Consider the following 18,802-nt stretch of genomic DNA (forward strand, 5'->3'; position numbering starts at 1 on the left):
CAAAAGGTGCGTGTTGAACGCCGTGCTGTACCAACGACACGTCCACGCGAGGCTCACCTTGCCGCCCCCTCCGTGAACGCCGTCTCGATCACGTCGCCAAACGGCTGCCAGGAGCGGCCGTCGAATTGCACCAGCCGCATCTGCTTGATCGGCAGATAGCTGTCCGGCGAGGTGTTCAACCTGATGTCGGGCAGCGCGACGGAGGGCTGATAGGCCTTCAGCGATGCCGCCTGCCGCATGATGTTCTCGCGCGAGAAATCGTCACCGCATTGCTTCAGCACCCTCGTCAGCGCCTCGGCCGCGGCGTAGCCGTAGACCGCTGCGCTGTTGTTGGTGCTTTCGATCTGGTGGTACTTGTCCATGAAGGCGAACCAGTCCTTCATGCCGGCATCGTCCTTCCAGGCGGGATCGCTCGGATCCTTCAGGAACGCCGCCGAGATCACGCCGGATGAATTCTCGAGGCCGGCTGGCGCCATCGCATTGGCGATCGAGGCGGAGGCATCGTTCACGATGAACACCGGGCGCCATTTCATTGACGCCGCGAGCTTGATCACCTTGGACGCTGTCGACGGCACGCCGAGAAAGACGAAGATGTCGGCGCCCGCGCGCTTGAGGATCGAGACGTGGCCGTCGAGATGCTCGTCATTGATGTCAAAGGCGATGTCGACGAGGACCTGACGGTTAAGCTCGCCGAGCCCTTCCTGGATGCCCTTGTACAGCATGCGCCCGAACTGATCGTTCTGCCAGAGCACCACGATCTTCTTTCGGGGATAGTAGGCCTGGATATAGTTGGCGTAGATGCGCCCTTCGGAGCGGAACGACGGCTGCCAGCCCATGGTCCAGGGAAACGCCTTGGCCTGGCTCAGCTCCTCGTCGCCGGAGGCGACGAACAGTTGCGGGATTTTCCTCTCGTTCAGATACCATCGCGTGGCGATATTGCCGGGCGTGCCGAACGAGCCGAACATCAGCTGCACGCCGTCCTTCTCGACCAGGTTGCGGGTCAGCTCCAGCGCGGTCGCCGGATCGGAATTGTCGTCGCGCGTGATGAAGCGGATCTTGCGGCCGTTGATGCCGCCGCGCGCATTGACCATGTCGAAATAGGCGGCCTCCGCCGTGCCGATCGCGCCGAACTCCGAGAGCGGCCCCGAATACGGCATGACATTGCCGATGCGGATTTCGGTGTCGGCCGCGGGTTGTTCGGTGTGTTGCTGCGACATCGCCCCGAGTGAGGCGAAAGCGATCATCGAAACGAACAGCAGTCTGCCGGTGACGCGCATGTTCGACACCTTGTCGTTGGCCCCCAACGAGGTCGGCCCGATCCGCACCAAGGCCGCTTAATCTACGTCAAGCGTTTGGCAAAGCTGTGGCCGGGCAGCCCGCTTCAATGCGACGCATGGGCGGAAAGCAAAACGGCAGCCGTGTTGACGCGCTGCATCGATTTCTGATCGAGAGAGTGTGTCGTGTGGCACTTGCTCTTACCCTCCCCTGGAGGGGGAGGGTCGATCGCGCGCAGCGCGAGCGGGGTGGGTTGATCTCTCCACTCGGGCACTGTTGGACGTAGAGAGACCGTCACCCCACCCCGTCTCACATTTCGCTACGCTCCATGTGAGCCGACCCCTCCCCCTCCAGGGGAGGGTAAGGACCGACCTCTCACCACGCGAGAGGTGTGCTCCCTCCTCTTGTCCGCCGCAGCCTTGGCGAAGGCGGATGTAAGGCAGGGCCGGGCGCTCAGTAAAGGTGTGAGCAAGAGGCAAGGCGCCCCTACGGTAGCCCGCGTGCCTCCAGCTGATGCACCAGCAGCAGTGTCGGCTCGGCGAGGCTGTCGCCCGAACCATCGAGCCCGAACGCGGCGGCGATGCCGTCGCGGCTGCGCAGCAGCGCGCTGCGCGGGCAATGGCCGGCGCCGCAGAGCGTCTTTTTCAGCGTCTCGCCTTGTGAGACGAGATTGGCAGGATCATCCGTGGCCCAGGCCAGCACGATCGGCACATCGACATTGAGGATCCCCGGGTAGACCGACCGCTTGTCGTACTGGGCGGCGTCGGGGCCGAGATAGGCCTTCACACTGTCGCTGGCGTCCTTGCCGGCGCGGTAGATCCCGGACACCAGCACCACGGCGGCGACCTCGGCGCGATCGGCCTGGAGCTCGGGATGCGCCAACAGCGTCGCAACATGGAACGCGCCGGCGCCGTAGCCGACCGCGACGATCTCGCGGGCGTCGCCATTGAAGAGGTCGATATTGCCGTGGACCCAGGACAGCGCTGCCGCGACGTCGGTCGCCCCCGCCGGCCAGGCCGCCGACGGGGCGAGGCGGTAGTTGACCCGCACCCCGATCATGTCATTGCGCGCGGCAAAGCACATCGCCTGGTCCTGCATCTCGCGCGACAGGTCCGGCGCCCCACGGTCGCCGGTGAAGGTGTCCCCGGTCACGAACACCAGCACCGGCCGCGGCGTCGTCGCCTTGGTCGCGCTGGCGGCGACGTCGAGCACATTGGCTTCGCTCTCGCCATAGCGCAGGCCGCGCGAGAAGGTGACCTGCTCGCACAGCCGTGCGGTGCCGCCGGCGGTGGTGTCGGAATCGGTGAGGCCCGTCAGGACGAGATCGGACCGGGGAAGCGGCCGCTCCGGCATCGGGCCATGCGCGGATGCGGTCGTGACAGTCAGAAGCAGGAAAAGTGCGAGATGATTCTTCATATTGGTGTCGGCCTTGCGCGCCTCATCATGGGTCGCCGATCGGGCCTGTCTTTTCAATTCGCCTTATTAGTTAGCTGGGCTTGAGGCGATTTCACGGCGCCGTGGCTGGTTCTCGGGAGACGCTCAATTCCCGGGCTGGAATGTGCAATCCGCCCCGCTGCCGTCCTTCCGCCTGATCGCGTTGGGGTCGATCGTGCAGCTCAGCTTGGTCAGGCTCTCGAAATTCGATCCGGCCGCGCCATCAGGCGGAATGCCCGCCAGCGCTGCCGTCGCGAAAATCTCGTTTGCGGTAGAGCCGTTCACGGTCTTTGTCTTCTTGCCGAACGTGACCTCGCAATTGCGAACGGTGATATCGACATTGCCGGTGCGGCAGATGATCTTGTCCGCCGTCACCATGATCGGCTTCTTGTAGGGAACGTCGGCGTTGGCGGCGAACAGCATCGCCATCGCCTTCTTCTCGGGCCCCGTCAGGTCCGGCGACAGCGGCGCGATCACGCCCGCGAGCGCCAGCGCCGTCGCGCCCGACACTTTTGCAGGCTCGGAGGCGCCCGCGGCATTTTGTGCGCAGGCAGCGATGAGGCCGCAGGCGAGGATCAGTCGACCGGATGTCATGTTGCCTCCACCGGCCTGCCGTTTCAGGCGGCTTTCTTGCGTGTGGTGGCCTTCTTCGTGGTCTTCTTCGTCGTTTTCCTGGCCGTTTTCTTGTTCGCCGCCTTCTGCGCCGCGAGATAGGCCTCGACCTTCTTGGAGGAATGGCCGGCTGCCCCGACCACGAGCCTCAGCTTGGCCGGGGTGATCTTGAACTTCTTCGACCAGTAGCGGACCTCGTAGGGTTCGCTGAGCGCGATCCGGCTCTTGTCGGCGGCGCGGTGCTTCTGGAGCTTGATGTACTCCTCGACCTTCCTCGCGGAATGGCCGACCTTCTTGACGGCGTATTCAGCTTGGCCGGGCTGACCTTGAACTTCTTCGACCAGTAGGCGACTTCGTATGTCTCGGTGAGGGCAATCAGCGCCCGATCGGCTCCGCCCCGCTTCGCCTTGTTGTCGGCCATGCTTCCCTCCTGCCCTGGATGGCATCCAGTCTAGCATGCAACCGGATTTGGAAGGCAAGATGCCAGCCGCGCGATGATTTGCGCGGCGCGGCCGTTTTGCGCCGACGTGTCAGACATTTGCCGCGCGTGACCCGCCCCGAGCCGGCTGAGGCCTTCTACTGTGCATGGGGTTGTTTTCGCAGTTTTGGTTGGGGCCGACCCGTCAGGCCCGCTTCATGGTCCGGAAGGTGATGGAATAGCGGCGTGCCTCAACCGGCGGGATGCTGTGCTCCCATTGCGAGCGCGCCTCGCCGTCCATCATGTAGAGCGAGCGCGGAACGGCCTCGAGCGTGTGGCGCTGCCATTTGTCGCCGCTGCGACGGCGGAAGCGGAATTTGCAGGGAGAGCCGAGCGACAGGCCGAGCACCTTGTCGAAGTGGGGCTTGTCGCGATGCCAACCGATGCCGACGCCGGCCTCGTATTCGGTGCACAGCACCTGTCGCACGCTGTCCGCGGTAAGGCCGGCCCACGCCTCGACCCGGCGCGCGACAGGCAGCACCCAGTCCGGGATCGGATCGGCCTCGGCGAGCCGTTGCAGCGTGTAGTCGTAGCGGTAGCCGAATGAGGCCACCCGGCGGTTGCCCTCGAACGCGCCGAACTGGAAGCGCTGCAACGGCAATGCCGCGATGCGGCCGATCAGATCCTGCTCGGCGGCGGCGTCGATAAAATTGTCCGCATAGCGAAGCCCGGCGGGACCGCTGTCCGGATCGGCGAACAAACCAAGCTGCGTCATTTCTCGCATTTCCGTGATGGAACCTAATGGCGGCTGATGCGACTTATCTATTGACGCGGGAAGTAACGTGCGAGGCTGTCATGGCAGAGAAGCATACCGCCGATCCAGCAGAGATCATGCGGGCCACCGGTCATCCTGAGCTGGAATATGCCGCCGGCTGGACCATCGCCGGTCTCGTCACCATCGGCACCATCGTCGCGGCCTGGGTGTTCGCGATCTAGCTAAAGGGAATTGCAGCTCGAAGGCGGTGCCCTCGTCGGACGGCTTGAGCCTGATCGAGCCGCCATGGCTCGCCATCACCGCGCGCGGTCTATATTCTCGGTGCAAAGAGGCAAGGCGTGCATGGCTGGGACGAGCCCGGCCATGACGATGAGAACACGTCGAACTTTCGGCGCGCCAAGCTATGATTTCGCAAACTGGCGGTAATCCGGCTCGCGGTGAAACCAGAATTCGTATCCAGTGACTCCCTTCTGCATGGCGACGTCATGGATCGGCTGATTGAGCGGGACGACCGGAACATCGCGCATGCAAAGTGTGATGAAATCCTTCACCGCCTTGTCGTACTCCGCCGCATCTGTGGTGAAGCGAGCCTTGTCGATCAGCGCGTCCATCTCCTTGTTCCGGTAGGAGGAGATGTTGAAGATCGAATTGCTGCCGTGGAAATTCCAGTAGAAGTAATATTCGGGATAATCCAGCCAGCCGCTGAAGCGGTTGAGCGCGAGCGGCAGCTCCTTCTTGTTGAGCGTCGTGCGCCAGTTGGCGCCCGGAATCTTCTCGATCGATGCCTTGATGCCGACCTTGGCGAGGTTCTCCTGGATCAGGATGGCGGTCGGCTCACCGACGGTCGCAGTGCCTGTGTCGAGCGACAAGGTCGTCTCCAGGCCCGACTCGAAGCCCGCTTCCCTCATCAGCGCCTTGGCCTTGTCGAGATCGGTGACATAGGGAAACGGCTGTGGCCAGACCGGTCTTGAGACTTCGGCAACCCCACCGTACATGGGAACGGCGCGGCCGAAGAACGCGCTGCTCTGGATCTGCTCATAGGGCATCGCCCAGGCGACGGCCTGGCGCAGCTTCACATTGTCGAATGGCGGTTTTGCCGTGTTCAGCGCGACGTACCACAGCGCATTCGGGATCGGCACGCCCGAGACCTTGACCTTGCCCTCCCTGATGATCTGCTCGAAGTCGCGCGGCGCAAAGCCGCTGGAAATATCGGCATCGCCGCGCTCCAGCATGGCGCGGCGGGTGCCGGCGGAGGGCACGTCGCGCGCGATCACGCGTTTCACCTTCGGCAGTAGTCCGCTCTTCCAGTCGTCGAAGCGCGCCAGAACGGTCTCGCTGCCGGGTTTCCAGCTCTCGATCCTGTAGGCACCCCCGCCGGCCTCGTTGTTCTTCAGCCAGGCCAGTGCCCAGGGGTCCTCAGCGGTTGCGTTCTTCTTTGCGAGCTCCGAGTTGATGATGAAGGGCACGACGACGGCGACGTTGAACAGCAGCATCTTGTCCTTGCGCACATAGTCGATGCGGAAGGTGTGGTCGTCGACCGCCACGAACTGCTCGGGCTTCTCCAGCGATCCCGCGGACATCTGGAAGGTCGGAAACCCGCCGACCTTCACCGCGCGGTCGAACGACCATTTGACGTCCTTGGCCGTGACCAGTGTGCCGTCGTGGAATTTCGCGTTCTTGCGAAGCTTGAAGGTGCAGGACATGCCATCGGCCGCGACCTCCCAGCTTTCCGCAAGCTCAGGTGCGAGCTTCTCGCGGTCGTATGAGGTCGTGCCGTCGGGCAGCGTCTTTGAGGCGTAAGTCAGCAGGCGGTCGTAGCAATTCCACGACAGACCGTTCACGGTCTGGTTGGAGCCGACGCCCTGCATGTCGAGCGAGTTCGGCCCGAGTTCCTGCACCACCAGAAGCGTTTCGCTGCGTCCCTGTGCCCAGGCGGCCGGAGGGGCAAGGGACGCCATTCCGGCGGCACTGATACCGCCGAGCACCACGCTGCGGCGGCTGATACCGAAAGGTGAAACGCTCATGGGTGCCTCCTGCCCGGGAATTGTTCGGCATAGAGAGGCAAGATGTGTGCCATCGGCACGAATGATCGCGGCGCACCTGCTGCGTTCCGCCCCGCGATGGTGCTAGGCGGGACGTCTGCTGCGTCCGGGGCGCCGGCTGCTCGCTATTCAGCCTGCTCCAGCGCGGCAGGCATCTTCGCGACCGACATCAGCGAGCGCGCGACCTGATTGAGCAGGAGGTCGGCATTCTCTTCCTCGGCAAGCGATTTGGACAGCAGGGCGACGATCGCGCTATGCCGGAGTTGCTGTGCCAGATTGCGTGCGGTGGTGTAGCCCGCCATCTCGTAATGTTCGACGCGTTGAGCCGCTCCGATCAGCGCGAGGTCGGCGGCTGCATCCTGCTTCTTTTCGCCCTCCTTCATGACCTCCTGGCCCTCCTCGACCAGGCCCATCATGCCCTTGCAGGGTTTTGCCCGGGCGCTCTCGCCGAGCAGCTCGAAACATTCATTGATGCGCTCGATCTGATTCTCGGTTTCGCCGAGATGCTGCTCGAACAGCTCCCGCAACTGGTCGAACCGCGCGGCCTGCGCCATTTTGGGAAGCGCCTTGGTCAACTGCTTCTCGGCGTGGAGAATGTCGCGCAGCTCATGCAGCAGGAGATCGGTCAGCCCCGCTTCGTCGACAGGCGGCGAGCTCTCCGCGACGATCGGCGTGGCTGCACCCGCGTCCGTGGACTGGAGCGCAGGCGATTCCGTGAACACCCAATCTTCTCCCTCGTTCCAGGGACCTCTCGTGTCGATCTCGCCATGGTCGCCGCTGCCGGTGGAGTCGTTGAAGTACTGGTTCACGAGCCCGGGCGTCGGAGCGATCCTGCCGATGCTGAAGGCCGGCTTCGACAGGCTTTCGAGCGCTCGCGCAAACGCCTTCATATGCGTGATCTCGCGCGTCATCAGGAATTGCAGCGCGTCCTTGCTGCCGGCGTCGTCGCAGAAATTGATCAGGCGCTCGTAGACGATCTTCGCGCGGGCTTCGGCGGCAATGTTGCTGCGAAGGTCGACGTCAAGCTCGCCGGTGATCTTGAGGTAGTCGGCGGTCCAGGGATTGCCCTGCGAATTGAACAGATTGACGCCGCCGCCGCCGGCAATGGCGATGAGCGGATCGGCTTCTGCCGCCTGGCGGTCGTTGCGCGAGGGCGCCAGATGCATCCGCGCGAGGCAGCCGACGACTTCAAGATGACTGAGCTCCTCGGTGCCGATATCCATCAGCAGGTCCTTGCGGTCGGGATCCTCGCAGTTCAGCCCTTGAATCGAGTATTGCATCGCGGCTGCGAGTTCCCCATTGGCGCCGCCGAATTGCTCGAGCAGCATATTGCCGAAGCGCGGATCGGGTTCGTCGACGCGCACGGTGAACATCAGCTTCTTGACGTGGTGATACATGGGATGGCTCGCGCTCTGAGGGAAACTACGCGCGACAACAAACCCCCGAAACGTTCGTTCCTAGGCCGTTTTCGACTATCTTCGTTCGTGTAGAGGCGACGAATGCGCTACGGCGTCACCGCTCCGCGTGCGACCGCGCGCGGAGCGGTCAATTCCTTCCAGGTCGAATTGGCGACATGCACAGGCGAGAAGGCGGGCCGCTCCACATAGTGGCCATCGCCCGCCTCGGCGCGCAGATCGCCATGCTTCCAGACGATACGGCCGCGCGACAGCGTCACCGTGGCGCCGCCGGTACAGGAAAATCCCTCGAACACGTTGTAGTCGATCCGGCTCATCTGCCGCTTCGCGCTGATGGTCTTGCTCGCCTTCGGATCCCACACCACGAGATCGGCATCCGAGCCGACCGCGACCGCGCCCTTGCGGGGATAGATGTTGAGGATGCGGGCTATGTTGGCCGAGGTGACCGCGACGAACTCCTCCTTGGTCAGCCGTCCCGTGGCGACGCCCGCGGTCCAGAGCAGCGCCAATCGGTCTTCGAGGCCGCCGGTGCCGTTCGGGATCTTCCTGAAATCGCCGCGCCCGAACCGCTTCTGCTCGGTGGTGAAGGCGCAATGGTCGGTCGCGACCACTTGGAGCGAGCCTGATTGCAGCCCGGCCCACAGACTTTCCTGGTGCTGCTTGTCGCGGAACGGCGGCGACATCACGCGCTGCGCCGAATGGTCCCAGTCCTTGTTCTGGTATTCATCGGCGTCCAGCAGCAGATGCTGGATCAGCGGCTCGCCATAGACGCGCTTGCCCGCCGCGCGCGCCCGCGCGATCGCCTCATGCGCCTCGCGGCAGCTGGTGTGCACGATGTAGACTGGCGTGCCGGTCATATCAGCGATCATGATGGCGCGGTTGGTGGCTTCACCCTCGACCTCCGGCGGCCGAGAGTAAGCGTGGCCTTCGGGGCCGGTGACGCCGCGCGCGATCAGCGCGTCCTGCATCAACGCGACGACATTGCCGTTCTCCGCATGGACTACGGGCATGGCGCCGAGATGGGCGCAGCGCGCGAACGAGTTGTAGAGCTCGTCGTCGTTTACCATCAGCGCGCCCTTGTAGGCCATGAAATGCTTGAAGGTGTTGATGCCGTAGGTTTTGACCACGGTCTCCATCTCGTCATAGATCTGCTTCGACCATGACGTCACCGCCATGTGGAAGCCGTAGTCGGTCGCCGCCTTCTCGGATTTGTGCCGCCACTCCTGATAGGCCGCGAGCATCGACTGGCCGGGATCGGGCAGGCAGAAGTCCACCACCATCGTGGTGCCGCCGGCGAGCGCCGCCTTCGTTCCCGACTCGAAATCGTCGGCTGTCACCGTGCCCATGAACGGCATTTCGAGATGGGTGTGCGGATCGATGCCGCCCGGCATGACGTAGGCGCCGCCGGCGTCGATGATTTCGGCGCCGGTGGGCGGCTCGAGCGACGCGCCCATCGCTGCGATCGTCTCGCCATCGATCAGCACATCGGCGCGGCGCGAATGATCGTGATTGACGACGGTGCCGCCGCGGATGAGGAGGGGCATGGGACGCTCCGGAGCGAGATGAAGGGGACGTTTTCGCCACGAAGGCTAAGCGCGGCGACCGCGATGCGACAGGCGAAATTTTAGTCAGCCGATCGCTTTGCCGCGCACTCTCTACGCCGCATGGGCAATCAGTCCGTCGATCATCGCACGCACGAGGCCCGCGATCTCCTTGCGCAGCGCCGGCAGCGGAACGGCGACCAGCTTCTGTTCCAGCCCCAGCGCCACCATGCCGTGCACGGCAGAGAACAGACTGCGGGCTGTGATGCCGAGTTCCTCAGGGCTGCGCTTTGGAAACAAGACAGCCAGCGGCTGGTAGATGTGGCGGAACAGCTGCATCTGGTCGTCGATCGACCAGTCGGGGACTTCCTTACCGGCCTGCATGCGGTGCTCGAACAGCGCGCGCCAGAGTTCGAGATTTTCGGCGGCAAAATCGCAATAGGCGATTGCGATGCGAACCAGGGTCTCCTGCGGCGACCGCTCGCCTGCGCTCTCCGCCGCGCTGAGTGCTTCGTCGAGGCGAAGCAGCGTGCGCGAGCCGACGCGCAGGATCAGCTCGTCCACATCGGCCACGAGATTGTAGACGGCGCCATTGGCGCAGCCGATCTCGCGGGCGAGATCGCGGGTTTTCAGGCCGCCTAATCCGCGGCTTGCGATCATCCGTTCCGCCGCCAGGATCAGGTCGGCCCGAAGTTTTTCTCGACGTTCCACGGCTTTAGACATTCGTTAACCACAAGCGTGAGCGCTGCTCAAATCATTCTTGAGCAATGCTCAAGATGTGCTACAAGGCATCTGTGAGCAGCGCTCATAACAGGGAGCAGCCAATGTTCAAGACCGTAGTGACACTTTTCCGCGGCAGCGTGGCCGCCGCGGGCGAGGAACTGGAGGACCGGACGGCCCTTCTGATCCTCGACCAGCAGATGCGTGATGCGGCCGCGCGCCGTCGAGCGCAGCAAGCGGACGCTGGCGCTGGCGATCGCCCAGGACCAGCAGGAAGGCCGCAAGCTCGAGGCGACGATCGCTCGTATCGCCGATCTCGAGACGCGCGCGGTTGCGGCACTCGATGGCGGTCGCGAGGATCTCGCCAAGGAAGCGGCCGAAGCCATCGCAGGGCTCGAGGCCGACCGCGATGCGGCGATGACGGCGCGCGCACTGTTCGCGACCGAGATTGCGCGCCTGAAGCGGCACGTGGCGAATGCGCAGGCCCGCATCACCGACCTCGATCGCGGCCGTCGCGTCGCCCGCGCTTCGGAAGCGGTGCGCTCGCTTCGCCGCAGCGGTATCGAGGCAGCCCGCCCTTACGAATCCACGCTGCCAGAGGCGGAGGGCACCTTGCGGCGCCTGCGCGAGCGCCAGATGGAGGCCCAGGCGGCAGATGATGCGCTGGTCGAGCTCGATGCGGCCACCGGTCCGCTCGCCACCGCCGAGAAGCTTGCCGAGCAGGGCTTTGGCCCCGGACTCAAGACGACCGCGGACGACGTGCTGGCGCGGTTGAAGTCCAAGCGCAGCCCGGCTGGCTGATCTCAAACCCGATCTCTCAAATCCCATCATCATTCGAACCAACAGGAGACTATCATGAACCAGAACGGCCAGCCCCACAGCAGCGCTTGGGTGACTTTCACTTACGTGTCCTTCGCAGCTTCCGCCTTCCTCGTCGCGCTCGGCATCTTCTTCCTGCCGATCGACCTCTGGATGAAGGGCTATCTCACGATGGGCATCGTGATGCTGATCCAGACCTGCGTCACCCTGACCAAGACCGTGCGCGACAATCATGAGAGCAGCCGGCTGGTGAACCGCATCGAGGATGCCAAGGCCGAGCGGCTGCTGATGGAGGTATCCAAGGCCTGAGACGAGAACGCCCGGACTGCACAACGGCTTGCAACATTGGGGCGGTGGGCGCCGGAGCGTCCACCGCGCGCCTGATCCGCATATCGCGCCTGCGAAATGCAACCGAGCCATGACGGATCGCGCGGGCGCGCGCCCTTGCGTGGCGGCGCCGGCCGGCGCAGTCTCTTCAGGCGGCGCGAATAACGCCGCCAATAAGACTCTGCGAGGAACTCCGAGGAAGCTCCATGGCGGCGACGCGGATCGACTGCGACATCCACCCGGCTGTTGGTGGCACACGCACCACGCTGCTTCCTTATCTCAGCGATCACTGGAAAGAGCAGGTGGTGAGCCGCGCCATCGACGGGCTCGATCTCACCTCCTATCCGCCGAGCATGCCGCTTTCGGGCCGCGCGGATTGGCGGCCGGCCAATGGCGCCAAGCCCGGCTCCGATCTCGCCATGGTGCAGAAGGGCGCCTTCGAGCAGCTCGGCGCCAGCCACGCCATTCTCAACGTTCTCTACGGTGCGCAGGCCGTGTTCGACGCCTATATGGCGGCCGACTTCTGCAAGGCGATCAACGACTGGATCGCCGCCGAATGGCTGTCGCGCGATCCGCGCCTGCGCGCCTCCATCGTGGTGCCGATGCAGGCGCCGGATCTCGCCATCGAGGAGATCGAGCGCCGCGCCGGCGACAACCGCTTCGTCTCCATCCTGGTGCTGGCGCAGGGCGAGACGCTGCTGGGACGACGCCATTTCTGGCCGGTCTACCAGCTCGCCGAGAAATACCAGCTGCCGCTCGCGATCCACGCCGGCACGCAATATCGGCAGGCGCCGAGCTCGGCCGGCTGGCCATCGCACCGCTACGAATATTACTTCGTCGAGGCGCAGGCGTTTCAGGCACAGATATTGAGCCTGATCTATGAGGGCGTGTTCGGCAAGTTCCCGAACCTGAAGGTCGTGCTGATGGAGTCGGGCGTGAGCTGGCTGCCGGCTTTCATGTGGCGTGCCAACAAGACCTGGCGCGGCGTGCGGGTCGAGGTGCCCTGGGTCGAGCGCGAGCCGGCCGCGATCATCCGCGACAATTTCCGCGTCACCATGCAGCCGTTCGATGCCCCCGCCGATGCCAGAAGCGTCGAGGAGATCATCGATCAGATCGGCTCCGAAAAGATGTTCCTGTTCGCGTCCGACTATCCGCACTGGCAGTTCGACGGGGACGATCCGATCCCGCCGAATCTGCCGAAGAGCATCATCGCAAAGATGTGCGTCGACAATCCGCTGGAGACGTTTCCGCGGCTCAAACTGAATGCTTGAACCATGTTGATGGTATCCGACTTCGAAGTCGCATCGCAGCTGCTTCACCTCTCCCCGACGGGCAGAGGTGAAACAACTGCCATAAGGGTCTTCAGGAGGTTCGCATGAGTGAAGTCATCGACCGTCCGCTGCGTGACGACGAGAAGCCTACCGCGACACGCTTGCGCATCGTCGATTGCGACGTGCATCCGAGCCTGCATTCGCTCGACGATCTCAACGAATTCCTGCCAAAGCGCTGGCAGCAGCATTTGCGGGAATATGGCAGCCATCTGCGTACGCCGTACCTGTTCACCACGCCGTACCCGCGCTCCTCGCCGCTGATCGCGCGGCGCGATGCCTGGCCGCCCACCGGCGGGCCGCCCGGCTCCGATCTCGCCTTCATGCAGAAGCAGCATCTCGATCCGCTCGACGTCGAGTTTGGGATTCTGCAGGTGCTCGATCTCTTTATCTTCTCTCAGCAGAACCTGGAATTCGGCGCCGCGATCCAGCGCGCCATCAACGACTGGCAGCTGGCGTTCTGGTCACATCGCGATCCCCGCCTGAAGGCCTCGATCCTGGTCGGGCAGGATGGTGTGGATCTCGCCATCGCCGAGATCGAGCGCTGCGCGAAAGCCGGCGAATACATCCAGATCAACGTCTCGCCGCGTGCCAACGAACCGCTCGGGCGGCGTCGCTACTGGCCGATCTACGAGCGCGCACAGGAGCTCGACCTGCCACTCGGCATCCATGTCGGCGGCTATGGCGGGCATCCGCCGACCGGCGGCGGCTGGCCGTCCTATTACGTCGAGGAGCACCAGTCCAACGCGCACACCATCGCGGCGCAGCTTGCGAGCCTCGTCATCGAGGGCGTGCCGGAGCGGTTCCCAAAGCTGAAGATCGTCTTCATCGAGGGCGGCTTCGGCTGGATCCCGTCGGCCGTGTGGCGCATGGATCAGCATTTCGAACGCTTCCGCAGCGAGGTGCCGCATCTCAGGCGCAAACCCTCGGAATATGTCAGGGAGCATTTCTGGTTCACGACGCAGCCGATCGACGAGCCGGACGAGGCGCGGCATCTGCGCGCGTTGATCGAATGGGTCGGCGTCGATCGCCTGCTATTCTCGTCGGACTATCCGCACTGGGATTTCGACGATCCGCGCTTCGCCTTCAAGACGCCGCTGACCGAGGCCGAGCGCAAGAAGATATTCAGCACCAATGCCCGCGCGGTCTACAAATTCTGATCAACATGGCTCGTCATATCGTCGCCACCACCTCGGAGATCCCGCCCGGCGGCAACAAGGTCGTCGATATAGCCGGGCGTGACATCGTCGTGTTCCACGTCAATGGCGAGTTCTTCGCGCTTCTGAACCGATGCCCCCACGAGGGCGCTCCGTTGGAGAAGGCAGCCTGCGTGGCACGGCTGACCTCGCCCGAGCCGGGCGTCTATGAACGCTCCCGCGTCGGCGAGATGCTGCGCTGTCCCTGGCATGGCTGGGAGTTCGACATGCGCAACGGCCAGTCCTGGTTCGATCCGAAGCGCGTCAAGATCCGGTCATATCCGGTCGCGGTGGAGCGCGGCGAGGAGTTGCAGAAGGGCCCGTATGTGGCCGAGACGTTCCCGGTGCATGTCGAAGACAGTTATGTGATCGTCGAGGTCTGACACACTCGCGTCAATTCGGGGCGCGCGGAGCGCGAACTATGGTGCGCGGTTGCGCACCAGAGCATCTCGAGATTCCAGGTTCGATGCTGCGCGTCGCCCCGGAATGACTCTCTTGAGTGCGCAGTGATCTCGCCATTGCCGATTGAGATTCCAACGCAGGTGCGATATGGCTCTCGCGCTTTCCAGAGGCGGAGATGAGCTTTGTCGAAACAATCCCTGCGTGAGGAGGCCGAGCGCCTGATCCGCGAATCGATGGAAAAGAAGGCCATCGTCGTCAAGCAGGGCACGACCCGCATCGAGGCCGTCTGCGGCAAGTGCGGCGCGCCGAACCGGGTCCAGGCGGAAAAGGGCCAGAGCCGCGTCAAGTTCGCCTGCAAGAATTGCGGGCACAAGCAAGAGACGCTGTAGATTTTTCAACCTCTCCCCGCCCTTCTGCGGGGAGAGCTTGGATCGCCCTCGGCGATGCGAAGCATCGTCCGACGCGATCCGGGTGAGGGGCATGGCACAGGGACGCCGCGATAAACGCTTCTCGGACCAACGGTCGCCACCACGAGCTTCTCTTCAATTAATCAGACTGAGCCTGCCGCCCCTCACCTCACTCTCTCCCCGCAAGAGCGAGGCGAGGGAGTGAGAGAGCGATGCCTGCCTATTCCCCTTCACGAACTTCGCGAACGCATCCGCATAGTCCCGATGCCATCGCGACAAGGGCGCGCGGTTCTCAACGATGTCGCCGGCACTCGCGCGACCCTGCATAAGTCGGCATGGCAGGGCTTCGTTTCGCGCTGCCTTTACGCCCCTCCGGCACCGCTGTATTCTTCCCAACCTAACGATCCCGCCCAGATCGAACCAATCAATCACCTGACAGGGAGTGCAGCCATGGCTGTGTCGCACGCTATCCCGATCACGCGCCATCCGTTCGCCAACGGCTCCTACAAGCAGATGCTGATCGACGGCAAATGGGTCGATGCGGCCTCCGGCAAGCGCTTCGAGACGCACAATCCCGCCACCGGCGAGCTGCTCGCAACCGTTGCGGAAGGCGACAAGGAAGACATCGACCGTGCGGTTGCGGCCGCCCGCCGTGCCTTCGAAGGTCCCTGGAGCAAGGTCAAGCCGTTCGAGCGGCAGAACCTGCTGCTCAAGCTCGCCGACCTCGTCGAGAAGAACTTTGACGAATTGTCGCAGCTCGACACGCTCGACATGGGCGCCCCGGTCAGCCGCACCCGCGCCTATCGCCTGCGCGCCGTCGGCATGCTGCGCTATTATGCCGGCCAGACTACCGCGATCCACGGCGAGACCATCGAGAACTCGCTGCCCGGCGAAATCTTCTCCTATACGCTGAAGGAGCCGATCGGCGTCGTCGGCGCCATCATTCCCTGGAACGGTCCGCTCACGGCGACGATCTGGAAGATCGGGCCTGCCATCGCGACCGGCTGCACGGTGGTGCTCAAGCCCGCGGAAGAAGCGCCGCTGACCTCGCTGCGCATCGCCGAGCTCGCCATGGAAGCCGGCATTCCGCCCGGGGTCGTCAATGTCGTGCCCGGCTATGGCGAGACCGCGGGCGCCGCCCTCGCCTCGCATCCCGACGTCGACAAGGTCGCCTTCACCGGGTCGCACGTCACCGGCCAGTCGATCATTCGCGCCTCCGCAGGCAACCTCAAGCGCGTCTCGCTCGAGCTCGGCGGCAAGTCGCCGGACATCGTCTTCGCCGATGCCGATCTCGATGCCGCAGTTCCCGGCGCCGCGATGGCGGTGTTCGCCAATTCGGGGCAGATCTGCAGCGCCGGCACGCGCCTGTTCGTCGAGGAGTCGATCTACGAAGAGTTCGTCGGCCGCGTCGCCGAGTTCGGCAAGAACCTGCAGGTCGGCAATGGCCTCGATCCCAACGTGCAGATCGGTCCGCTGGTTTCCGAGCAGCAGCTCGAGCGCGTCACCGGCTATCTCGACATCGGCCAGAAGGAAGGTGCAAAGGCGCTCGCCGGCGGCGGCCGCGTCACCGAAGGTGCGCTGTCGAAGGGCTTCTTCGTCTCGCCGACCGTGTTCGCCGGCGTGCAGGACAACATGCGCATCGCACAGGAGGAGATCTTCGGCCCCGTCATCTCCGCGATCGCGTTCAAGGACATGGACGAGCTGGTCAAGCGCGCCAACAACACCACCTTCGGCCTCGGCTCCGGGCTGTGGACGCGCGACGTCAGCAAGGCGCATGCGGTGGCGAAGCGCCTGCGCGCCGGCTCGGTGTGGGTGAACTGCTACCAGGCGATGGATCCGGCCGTGCCGTTCGGCGGCTACAAGATGAGCGGCTACGGCCGCGAGTCCGGCAAGCAGCACGTCGAGGAATATCTCAACGTGAAGGCCGTCTGGATCAAGACGGCGTAAGACCTGTTCTCCCCGCGTTCCGCGCGAGGAAATATCTGCTTTTGTGAGGGGCGGCGCCTTTTCCGGTGGCCGCCCCTCGCTATATGATCCGCATCCTTCCATAGCCATTGGGGCCAGCATGAAATTCGAGGCGTTGTTTAGGCCGTTGCAGGTCGGTCCGTACAAGCTTGCGCATCGCGTCGCGATGGCACCGTTGACGCGCATGCGCGCCGAGCGTGAGAGCTTTTCGCCCCGACCGCTCAACGCCGAATACTACGGCCAGCGCGCAACGAAGGGCGGGCTGATCATCGCGGAAGCTTCGCCAGTGCTCTCGCACGGCCGCGGCAATCCGGCGACACCCGGCATCTATTCGGACGCGCAAATCGCCGGCTGGCGCAAGGTGGTGGACGCGGTGCACGCCAAGGGCGGCATCATCTTCCTTCAGCTCTGGCATGTCGGCCGCGTCTCGCATTCCTCCTATCATGGCGGTGAGCTGCCGGTGTCGGCCTCGGCGGTTGCGATCAAGGCCGAAGGCATGAAGGCGATGACCGCCGACGGCAAGATCGCCGATTACGAAACGCCGCGCGCGCTGGAGACCCATGAGGTCAAGGGCATCGTCGAGGCCTTCCGGCAGGGCGCCAAGAATGCGCTCGCCGCCGGCTTCGACGGCGTCGAAATCCACGGCGCCAACGGCTATCTGCTCGAGCAGTTCCTGCAGTCGCGCAGCAACCAGCGCACCGACCGATATGGCGGCTCGATCGAGAACCGCGCGCGGTTGCTGCTCGAGGTCACGCAGGCTGCGATCGATGTCTGGGGCGCGGGCCGCGTCGGCGTGCGGCTGTCGCCCCACGGCATCGCCAATGATTCCGGCGAGCCCGATCCGATGCCCCTCTACACCCATGTGGTGAAGGCGCTCGACAAGCTCGGCCTTGCCTATCTGCACTTCATCGAGCCGCGCTCCAGCGGCGCCGGTCGTGCCGACGTCCACTGGGAGAACGTGCCCTCTGCGATGGTGCTGTTCCGCCCGCATTACAGCGGCGTGCTGATGACCGCCGGCGGCTTCACCGGCGAGAGCGCGAATGCGGCAATTGCGGAGGGTCATGCGGACATCATTGCCTTCGGCCGCATCTTCATCTCCAACCCCGATCTGCCGCGGCGCCTCGCGCACGGTTATCCGATCACGCCGTACAACCGCGCGACGTTCTATGGCGGCGAGGAGAAGGGGTACACGGATTATCCAGTGTATGACGAGCTGACGCCGGCGTGACGTTGCCGCAGCCCGGATGAGCAAAGCGATATCCCCGACCTTCGTCTGAGCAAGAATTTCCCCGGCTGTCGCTTCGCTCATCCGGGCTGCGCGGCTATTGTGTTGCTCCGACCGCACCACAGATTCCGTCATTGCGGGCGCAGCGAAGCAATCCAGAATCGTTCCGCGGAGGCAGCCTCGATTGCTTCGCTGCGCGCGCAATGACGACGGAGAAAGCAATCATGGCTAAAGCCGCAGTCGCCGCAGGAACCGCCACGGGCCAGTGCCTCTGCGGCAAGGTCACCTTCGAGATCGACGTTCCCGCGCGCTGGGCCTGGCATGATCATTCCGCCGCCAGCCGCCGCGCCCATGGCGCGGCCTATGCCACCTATGTCGGCAGTTGGAAGAAGCGCTTCCGCATCACCTCGGGCAAGACCGCGCTGACCCGTTACGAGGACAAGGCGACAAAGACCGCGCGCAGCTTCTGCTCGCATTGCGGCACGCCGATTGCCTATGAGCGCCCGCGCGGCCCGCACATGGTCAACATCCCGCGCGCGCTGTTCAAAGAACGCACCGGCCGCCAGCCGCTCTATCACATCGCGATCGAGGAGCTGCAGGAATGGGCCTATACCGGCGAGCCCTTGGTGCCGCTGAAGGGCTTTCCCGGCGTGGTCTGGCAGCGCTCGAAAAGGAAGAAGCGCGCGGGCGGCGAAGATCCGTTCGAGCTGGGGCGCGAGGAGATGTAGCGCGCCGCTCGCCCCGCTCTCCTGCCAAGACGCAGCGCAGCACCCCTTCGGTGGTGCGCTGCTGAGCCGGGGCCCATGCATCGGTGAACTCGTCACGAAGCTGGGTCCCGGCTCCGCGTCACAATGCTATGCGCGGCGCCGCGTCCGGGACACGAGACCATCGCGCGCAACGC

At 64.2% G+C, this 18,802-nt stretch carries 17 protein-coding genes and 3 pseudogenes; 10 read left to right on the forward strand and 10 right to left on the reverse strand.

Annotated elements, in window-relative coordinates; translation table 11 throughout:
- Positions 1-53: 53 nt before the first annotated feature.
- The 5 genes and pseudogenes from ACVWY3_RS34625 to ACVWY3_RS34645 all read right to left on the reverse strand — a co-directional run bounded on the left by ACVWY3_RS34625 (position 54) and on the right by ACVWY3_RS34645 (position 4,514).
- Positions 54-1,277, reverse strand: a complete 1,224-nt coding sequence (locus ACVWY3_RS34625) for an ABC transporter substrate-binding protein (RefSeq protein ID WP_456843532.1) — start codon at positions 1,275-1,277, stop codon at positions 54-56.
- 484 nt (positions 1,278-1,761) lie between these two features.
- Positions 1,762-2,691, reverse strand: coding sequence for an alpha/beta hydrolase (locus ACVWY3_RS34630; protein WP_456842453.1), 930 nt, complete (start codon positions 2,689-2,691; stop codon positions 1,762-1,764).
- A 123-nt stretch (positions 2,692-2,814) separates the two neighbouring features.
- Positions 2,815-3,303, reverse strand: coding sequence for a hypothetical protein (locus tag ACVWY3_RS34635; RefSeq protein ID WP_456842454.1), 489 nt, complete (start codon positions 3,301-3,303; stop codon positions 2,815-2,817).
- A 23-nt stretch (positions 3,304-3,326) separates the two neighbouring features.
- A pseudogene (locus ACVWY3_RS34640) lies at positions 3,327-3,742 on the reverse strand (DUF3606 domain-containing protein).
- A gap of 202 nt (positions 3,743-3,944) precedes the next feature.
- Entirely contained in the window at positions 3,945-4,514 is a 570-nt protein-coding gene (locus ACVWY3_RS34645; protein ID WP_456842455.1) for an alpha-ketoglutarate-dependent dioxygenase AlkB, read from the reverse strand.
- 80 nt (positions 4,515-4,594) lie between these two features.
- On the opposite strand from ACVWY3_RS34645, the gene ACVWY3_RS34650 reads away from it, so the two are divergent.
- Positions 4,595-4,735 (forward strand): hypothetical protein, encoded by a 141-nt coding sequence (locus ACVWY3_RS34650; protein ID WP_007597071.1) that lies wholly within the window; start codon positions 4,595-4,597, stop codon positions 4,733-4,735.
- A 180-nt stretch (positions 4,736-4,915) separates the two neighbouring features.
- Here ACVWY3_RS34650 and ACVWY3_RS34655 read toward each other — a convergent pair whose 3' ends face one another.
- From ACVWY3_RS34655 to ACVWY3_RS34670, 4 genes are all read right to left on the reverse strand, one after another.
- A complete protein-coding gene (locus tag ACVWY3_RS34655) occupies positions 4,916-6,538 on the reverse strand; it encodes an ABC transporter substrate-binding protein (RefSeq protein WP_456842456.1) in 1,623 nt (540 codons plus the stop codon).
- Positions 6,539-6,681: 143 nt separating this feature from the next.
- Positions 6,682-7,953: a DUF892 family protein gene (locus ACVWY3_RS34660; protein ID WP_456842457.1), complete on the reverse strand. Its 1,272-nt coding sequence runs from the start codon at positions 7,951-7,953 to the stop codon at positions 6,682-6,684.
- 107 nt (positions 7,954-8,060) lie between these two features.
- Positions 8,061-9,515, reverse strand: a complete 1,455-nt coding sequence (hydA, locus tag ACVWY3_RS34665) for a dihydropyrimidinase (RefSeq protein ID WP_456842458.1) — start codon at positions 9,513-9,515, stop codon at positions 8,061-8,063.
- 111 nt (positions 9,516-9,626) lie between these two features.
- Complete coding sequence (locus ACVWY3_RS34670) at positions 9,627-10,235, reverse strand: TetR/AcrR family transcriptional regulator (protein WP_456842459.1); 609 nt, start codon at positions 10,233-10,235, stop codon at positions 9,627-9,629.
- Positions 10,236-10,336: 101 nt separating this feature from the next.
- Between ACVWY3_RS34670 and ACVWY3_RS34675 the strand changes: the two are divergent.
- From ACVWY3_RS34675 to ACVWY3_RS34700, 6 genes and pseudogenes are all read left to right on the forward strand, one after another.
- Positions 10,337-11,033: pseudogene (locus ACVWY3_RS34675) on the forward strand (PspA/IM30 family protein).
- 54 nt (positions 11,034-11,087) lie between these two features.
- Entirely contained in the window at positions 11,088-11,360 is a 273-nt protein-coding gene (locus ACVWY3_RS34680) for a YiaA/YiaB family inner membrane protein (RefSeq protein WP_456842460.1), read from the forward strand.
- 224 nt (positions 11,361-11,584) lie between these two features.
- The gene (locus ACVWY3_RS34685; protein WP_456842461.1) at positions 11,585-12,649 is read left to right on the forward strand and encodes an amidohydrolase family protein; all 1,065 of its coding nucleotides are present in this window, start codon (positions 11,585-11,587) and stop codon (positions 12,647-12,649) included.
- Between the two features lie 104 nt (positions 12,650-12,753).
- Positions 12,754-13,866, forward strand: coding sequence for an amidohydrolase family protein (locus tag ACVWY3_RS34690; protein WP_456842462.1), 1,113 nt, complete (start codon positions 12,754-12,756; stop codon positions 13,864-13,866).
- A gap of 5 nt (positions 13,867-13,871) precedes the next feature.
- On the forward strand, positions 13,872-14,285 hold the full coding sequence (locus ACVWY3_RS34695) for a Rieske (2Fe-2S) protein (RefSeq protein ID WP_092215746.1): 414 nt from the start codon (positions 13,872-13,874) through the stop codon (positions 14,283-14,285).
- Between the two features lie 201 nt (positions 14,286-14,486).
- Positions 14,487-14,693, forward strand: a complete 207-nt coding sequence (locus tag ACVWY3_RS34700; protein WP_188102378.1) for a hypothetical protein — start codon at positions 14,487-14,489, stop codon at positions 14,691-14,693.
- A 243-nt stretch (positions 14,694-14,936) separates the two neighbouring features.
- Here the strand turns inward: ACVWY3_RS34700 and ACVWY3_RS34705 are convergent.
- Positions 14,937-15,023 (reverse strand): annotated as a pseudogene (locus ACVWY3_RS34705) (short-chain dehydrogenase); the annotation flags it as partial.
- Between the two features lie 138 nt (positions 15,024-15,161).
- Here ACVWY3_RS34705 and ACVWY3_RS34710 point away from each other — a divergent pair.
- From ACVWY3_RS34710 to ACVWY3_RS34720, 3 genes are all read left to right on the forward strand, one after another.
- Positions 15,162-16,658 (forward strand): aldehyde dehydrogenase family protein, encoded by a 1,497-nt coding sequence (locus ACVWY3_RS34710; RefSeq protein WP_456842463.1) that lies wholly within the window; start codon positions 15,162-15,164, stop codon positions 16,656-16,658.
- A 118-nt stretch (positions 16,659-16,776) separates the two neighbouring features.
- Positions 16,777-17,904: an alkene reductase gene (locus ACVWY3_RS34715; RefSeq protein WP_456842464.1), complete on the forward strand. Its 1,128-nt coding sequence runs from the start codon at positions 16,777-16,779 to the stop codon at positions 17,902-17,904.
- 221 nt (positions 17,905-18,125) lie between these two features.
- On the forward strand, positions 18,126-18,629 hold the full coding sequence (locus ACVWY3_RS34720; RefSeq protein ID WP_456842465.1) for a GFA family protein: 504 nt from the start codon (positions 18,126-18,128) through the stop codon (positions 18,627-18,629).
- Positions 18,630-18,802 lie beyond the last annotated feature (173 nt).

The sequence above is a fragment of the Bradyrhizobium sp. USDA 4486 genome, from assembly GCF_054057995.1.

Excerpts from the sequence above, each read along its gene's own strand:
- ACVWY3_RS34715 (WP_456842464.1), top strand. The coding sequence starts at position 16,777 with ATGAAATTCGAGGCGTTGTTTAGGCCGTTGCAGGTCGGTCCGTACAAG.
- ACVWY3_RS34695 (WP_092215746.1), top strand. The coding sequence starts at position 13,872 with ATGGCTCGTCATATCGTCGCCACCACCTCGGAGATCCCGCCCGGCGGC.
- ACVWY3_RS34645 (WP_456842455.1), bottom strand. The coding sequence starts at position 4,514 with ATGACGCAGCTTGGTTTGTTCGCCGATCCGGACAGCGGTCCCGCCGGG.
- ACVWY3_RS34625 (WP_456843532.1), bottom strand. The coding sequence starts at position 1,277 with ATGCGCGTCACCGGCAGACTGCTGTTCGTTTCGATGATCGCTTTCGCC.
- ACVWY3_RS34680 (WP_456842460.1), top strand. The coding sequence starts at position 11,088 with ATGAACCAGAACGGCCAGCCCCACAGCAGCGCTTGGGTGACTTTCACT.
- ACVWY3_RS34720 (WP_456842465.1), top strand. The coding sequence starts at position 18,126 with ATGGCTAAAGCCGCAGTCGCCGCAGGAACCGCCACGGGCCAGTGCCTC.
- ACVWY3_RS34635 (WP_456842454.1), bottom strand. The coding sequence starts at position 3,303 with ATGACATCCGGTCGACTGATCCTCGCCTGCGGCCTCATCGCTGCCTGC.
- ACVWY3_RS34660 (WP_456842457.1), bottom strand. The coding sequence starts at position 7,953 with ATGTATCACCACGTCAAGAAGCTGATGTTCACCGTGCGCGTCGACGAA.
- ACVWY3_RS34710 (WP_456842463.1), top strand. The coding sequence starts at position 15,162 with ATGGCTGTGTCGCACGCTATCCCGATCACGCGCCATCCGTTCGCCAAC.
- ACVWY3_RS34690 (WP_456842462.1), top strand. The coding sequence starts at position 12,754 with ATGAGTGAAGTCATCGACCGTCCGCTGCGTGACGACGAGAAGCCTACC.
- ACVWY3_RS34630 (WP_456842453.1), bottom strand. The coding sequence starts at position 2,691 with ATGAAGAATCATCTCGCACTTTTCCTGCTTCTGACTGTCACGACCGCA.
- ACVWY3_RS34685 (WP_456842461.1), top strand. The coding sequence starts at position 11,585 with ATGGCGGCGACGCGGATCGACTGCGACATCCACCCGGCTGTTGGTGGC.
- ACVWY3_RS34655 (WP_456842456.1), bottom strand. The coding sequence starts at position 6,538 with ATGAGCGTTTCACCTTTCGGTATCAGCCGCCGCAGCGTGGTGCTCGGC.
- hydA (WP_456842458.1), bottom strand. The coding sequence starts at position 9,515 with ATGCCCCTCCTCATCCGCGGCGGCACCGTCGTCAATCACGATCATTCG.
- ACVWY3_RS34650 (WP_007597071.1), top strand. The coding sequence starts at position 4,595 with ATGGCAGAGAAGCATACCGCCGATCCAGCAGAGATCATGCGGGCCACC.
- ACVWY3_RS34670 (WP_456842459.1), bottom strand. The coding sequence starts at position 10,235 with ATGTCTAAAGCCGTGGAACGTCGAGAAAAACTTCGGGCCGACCTGATC.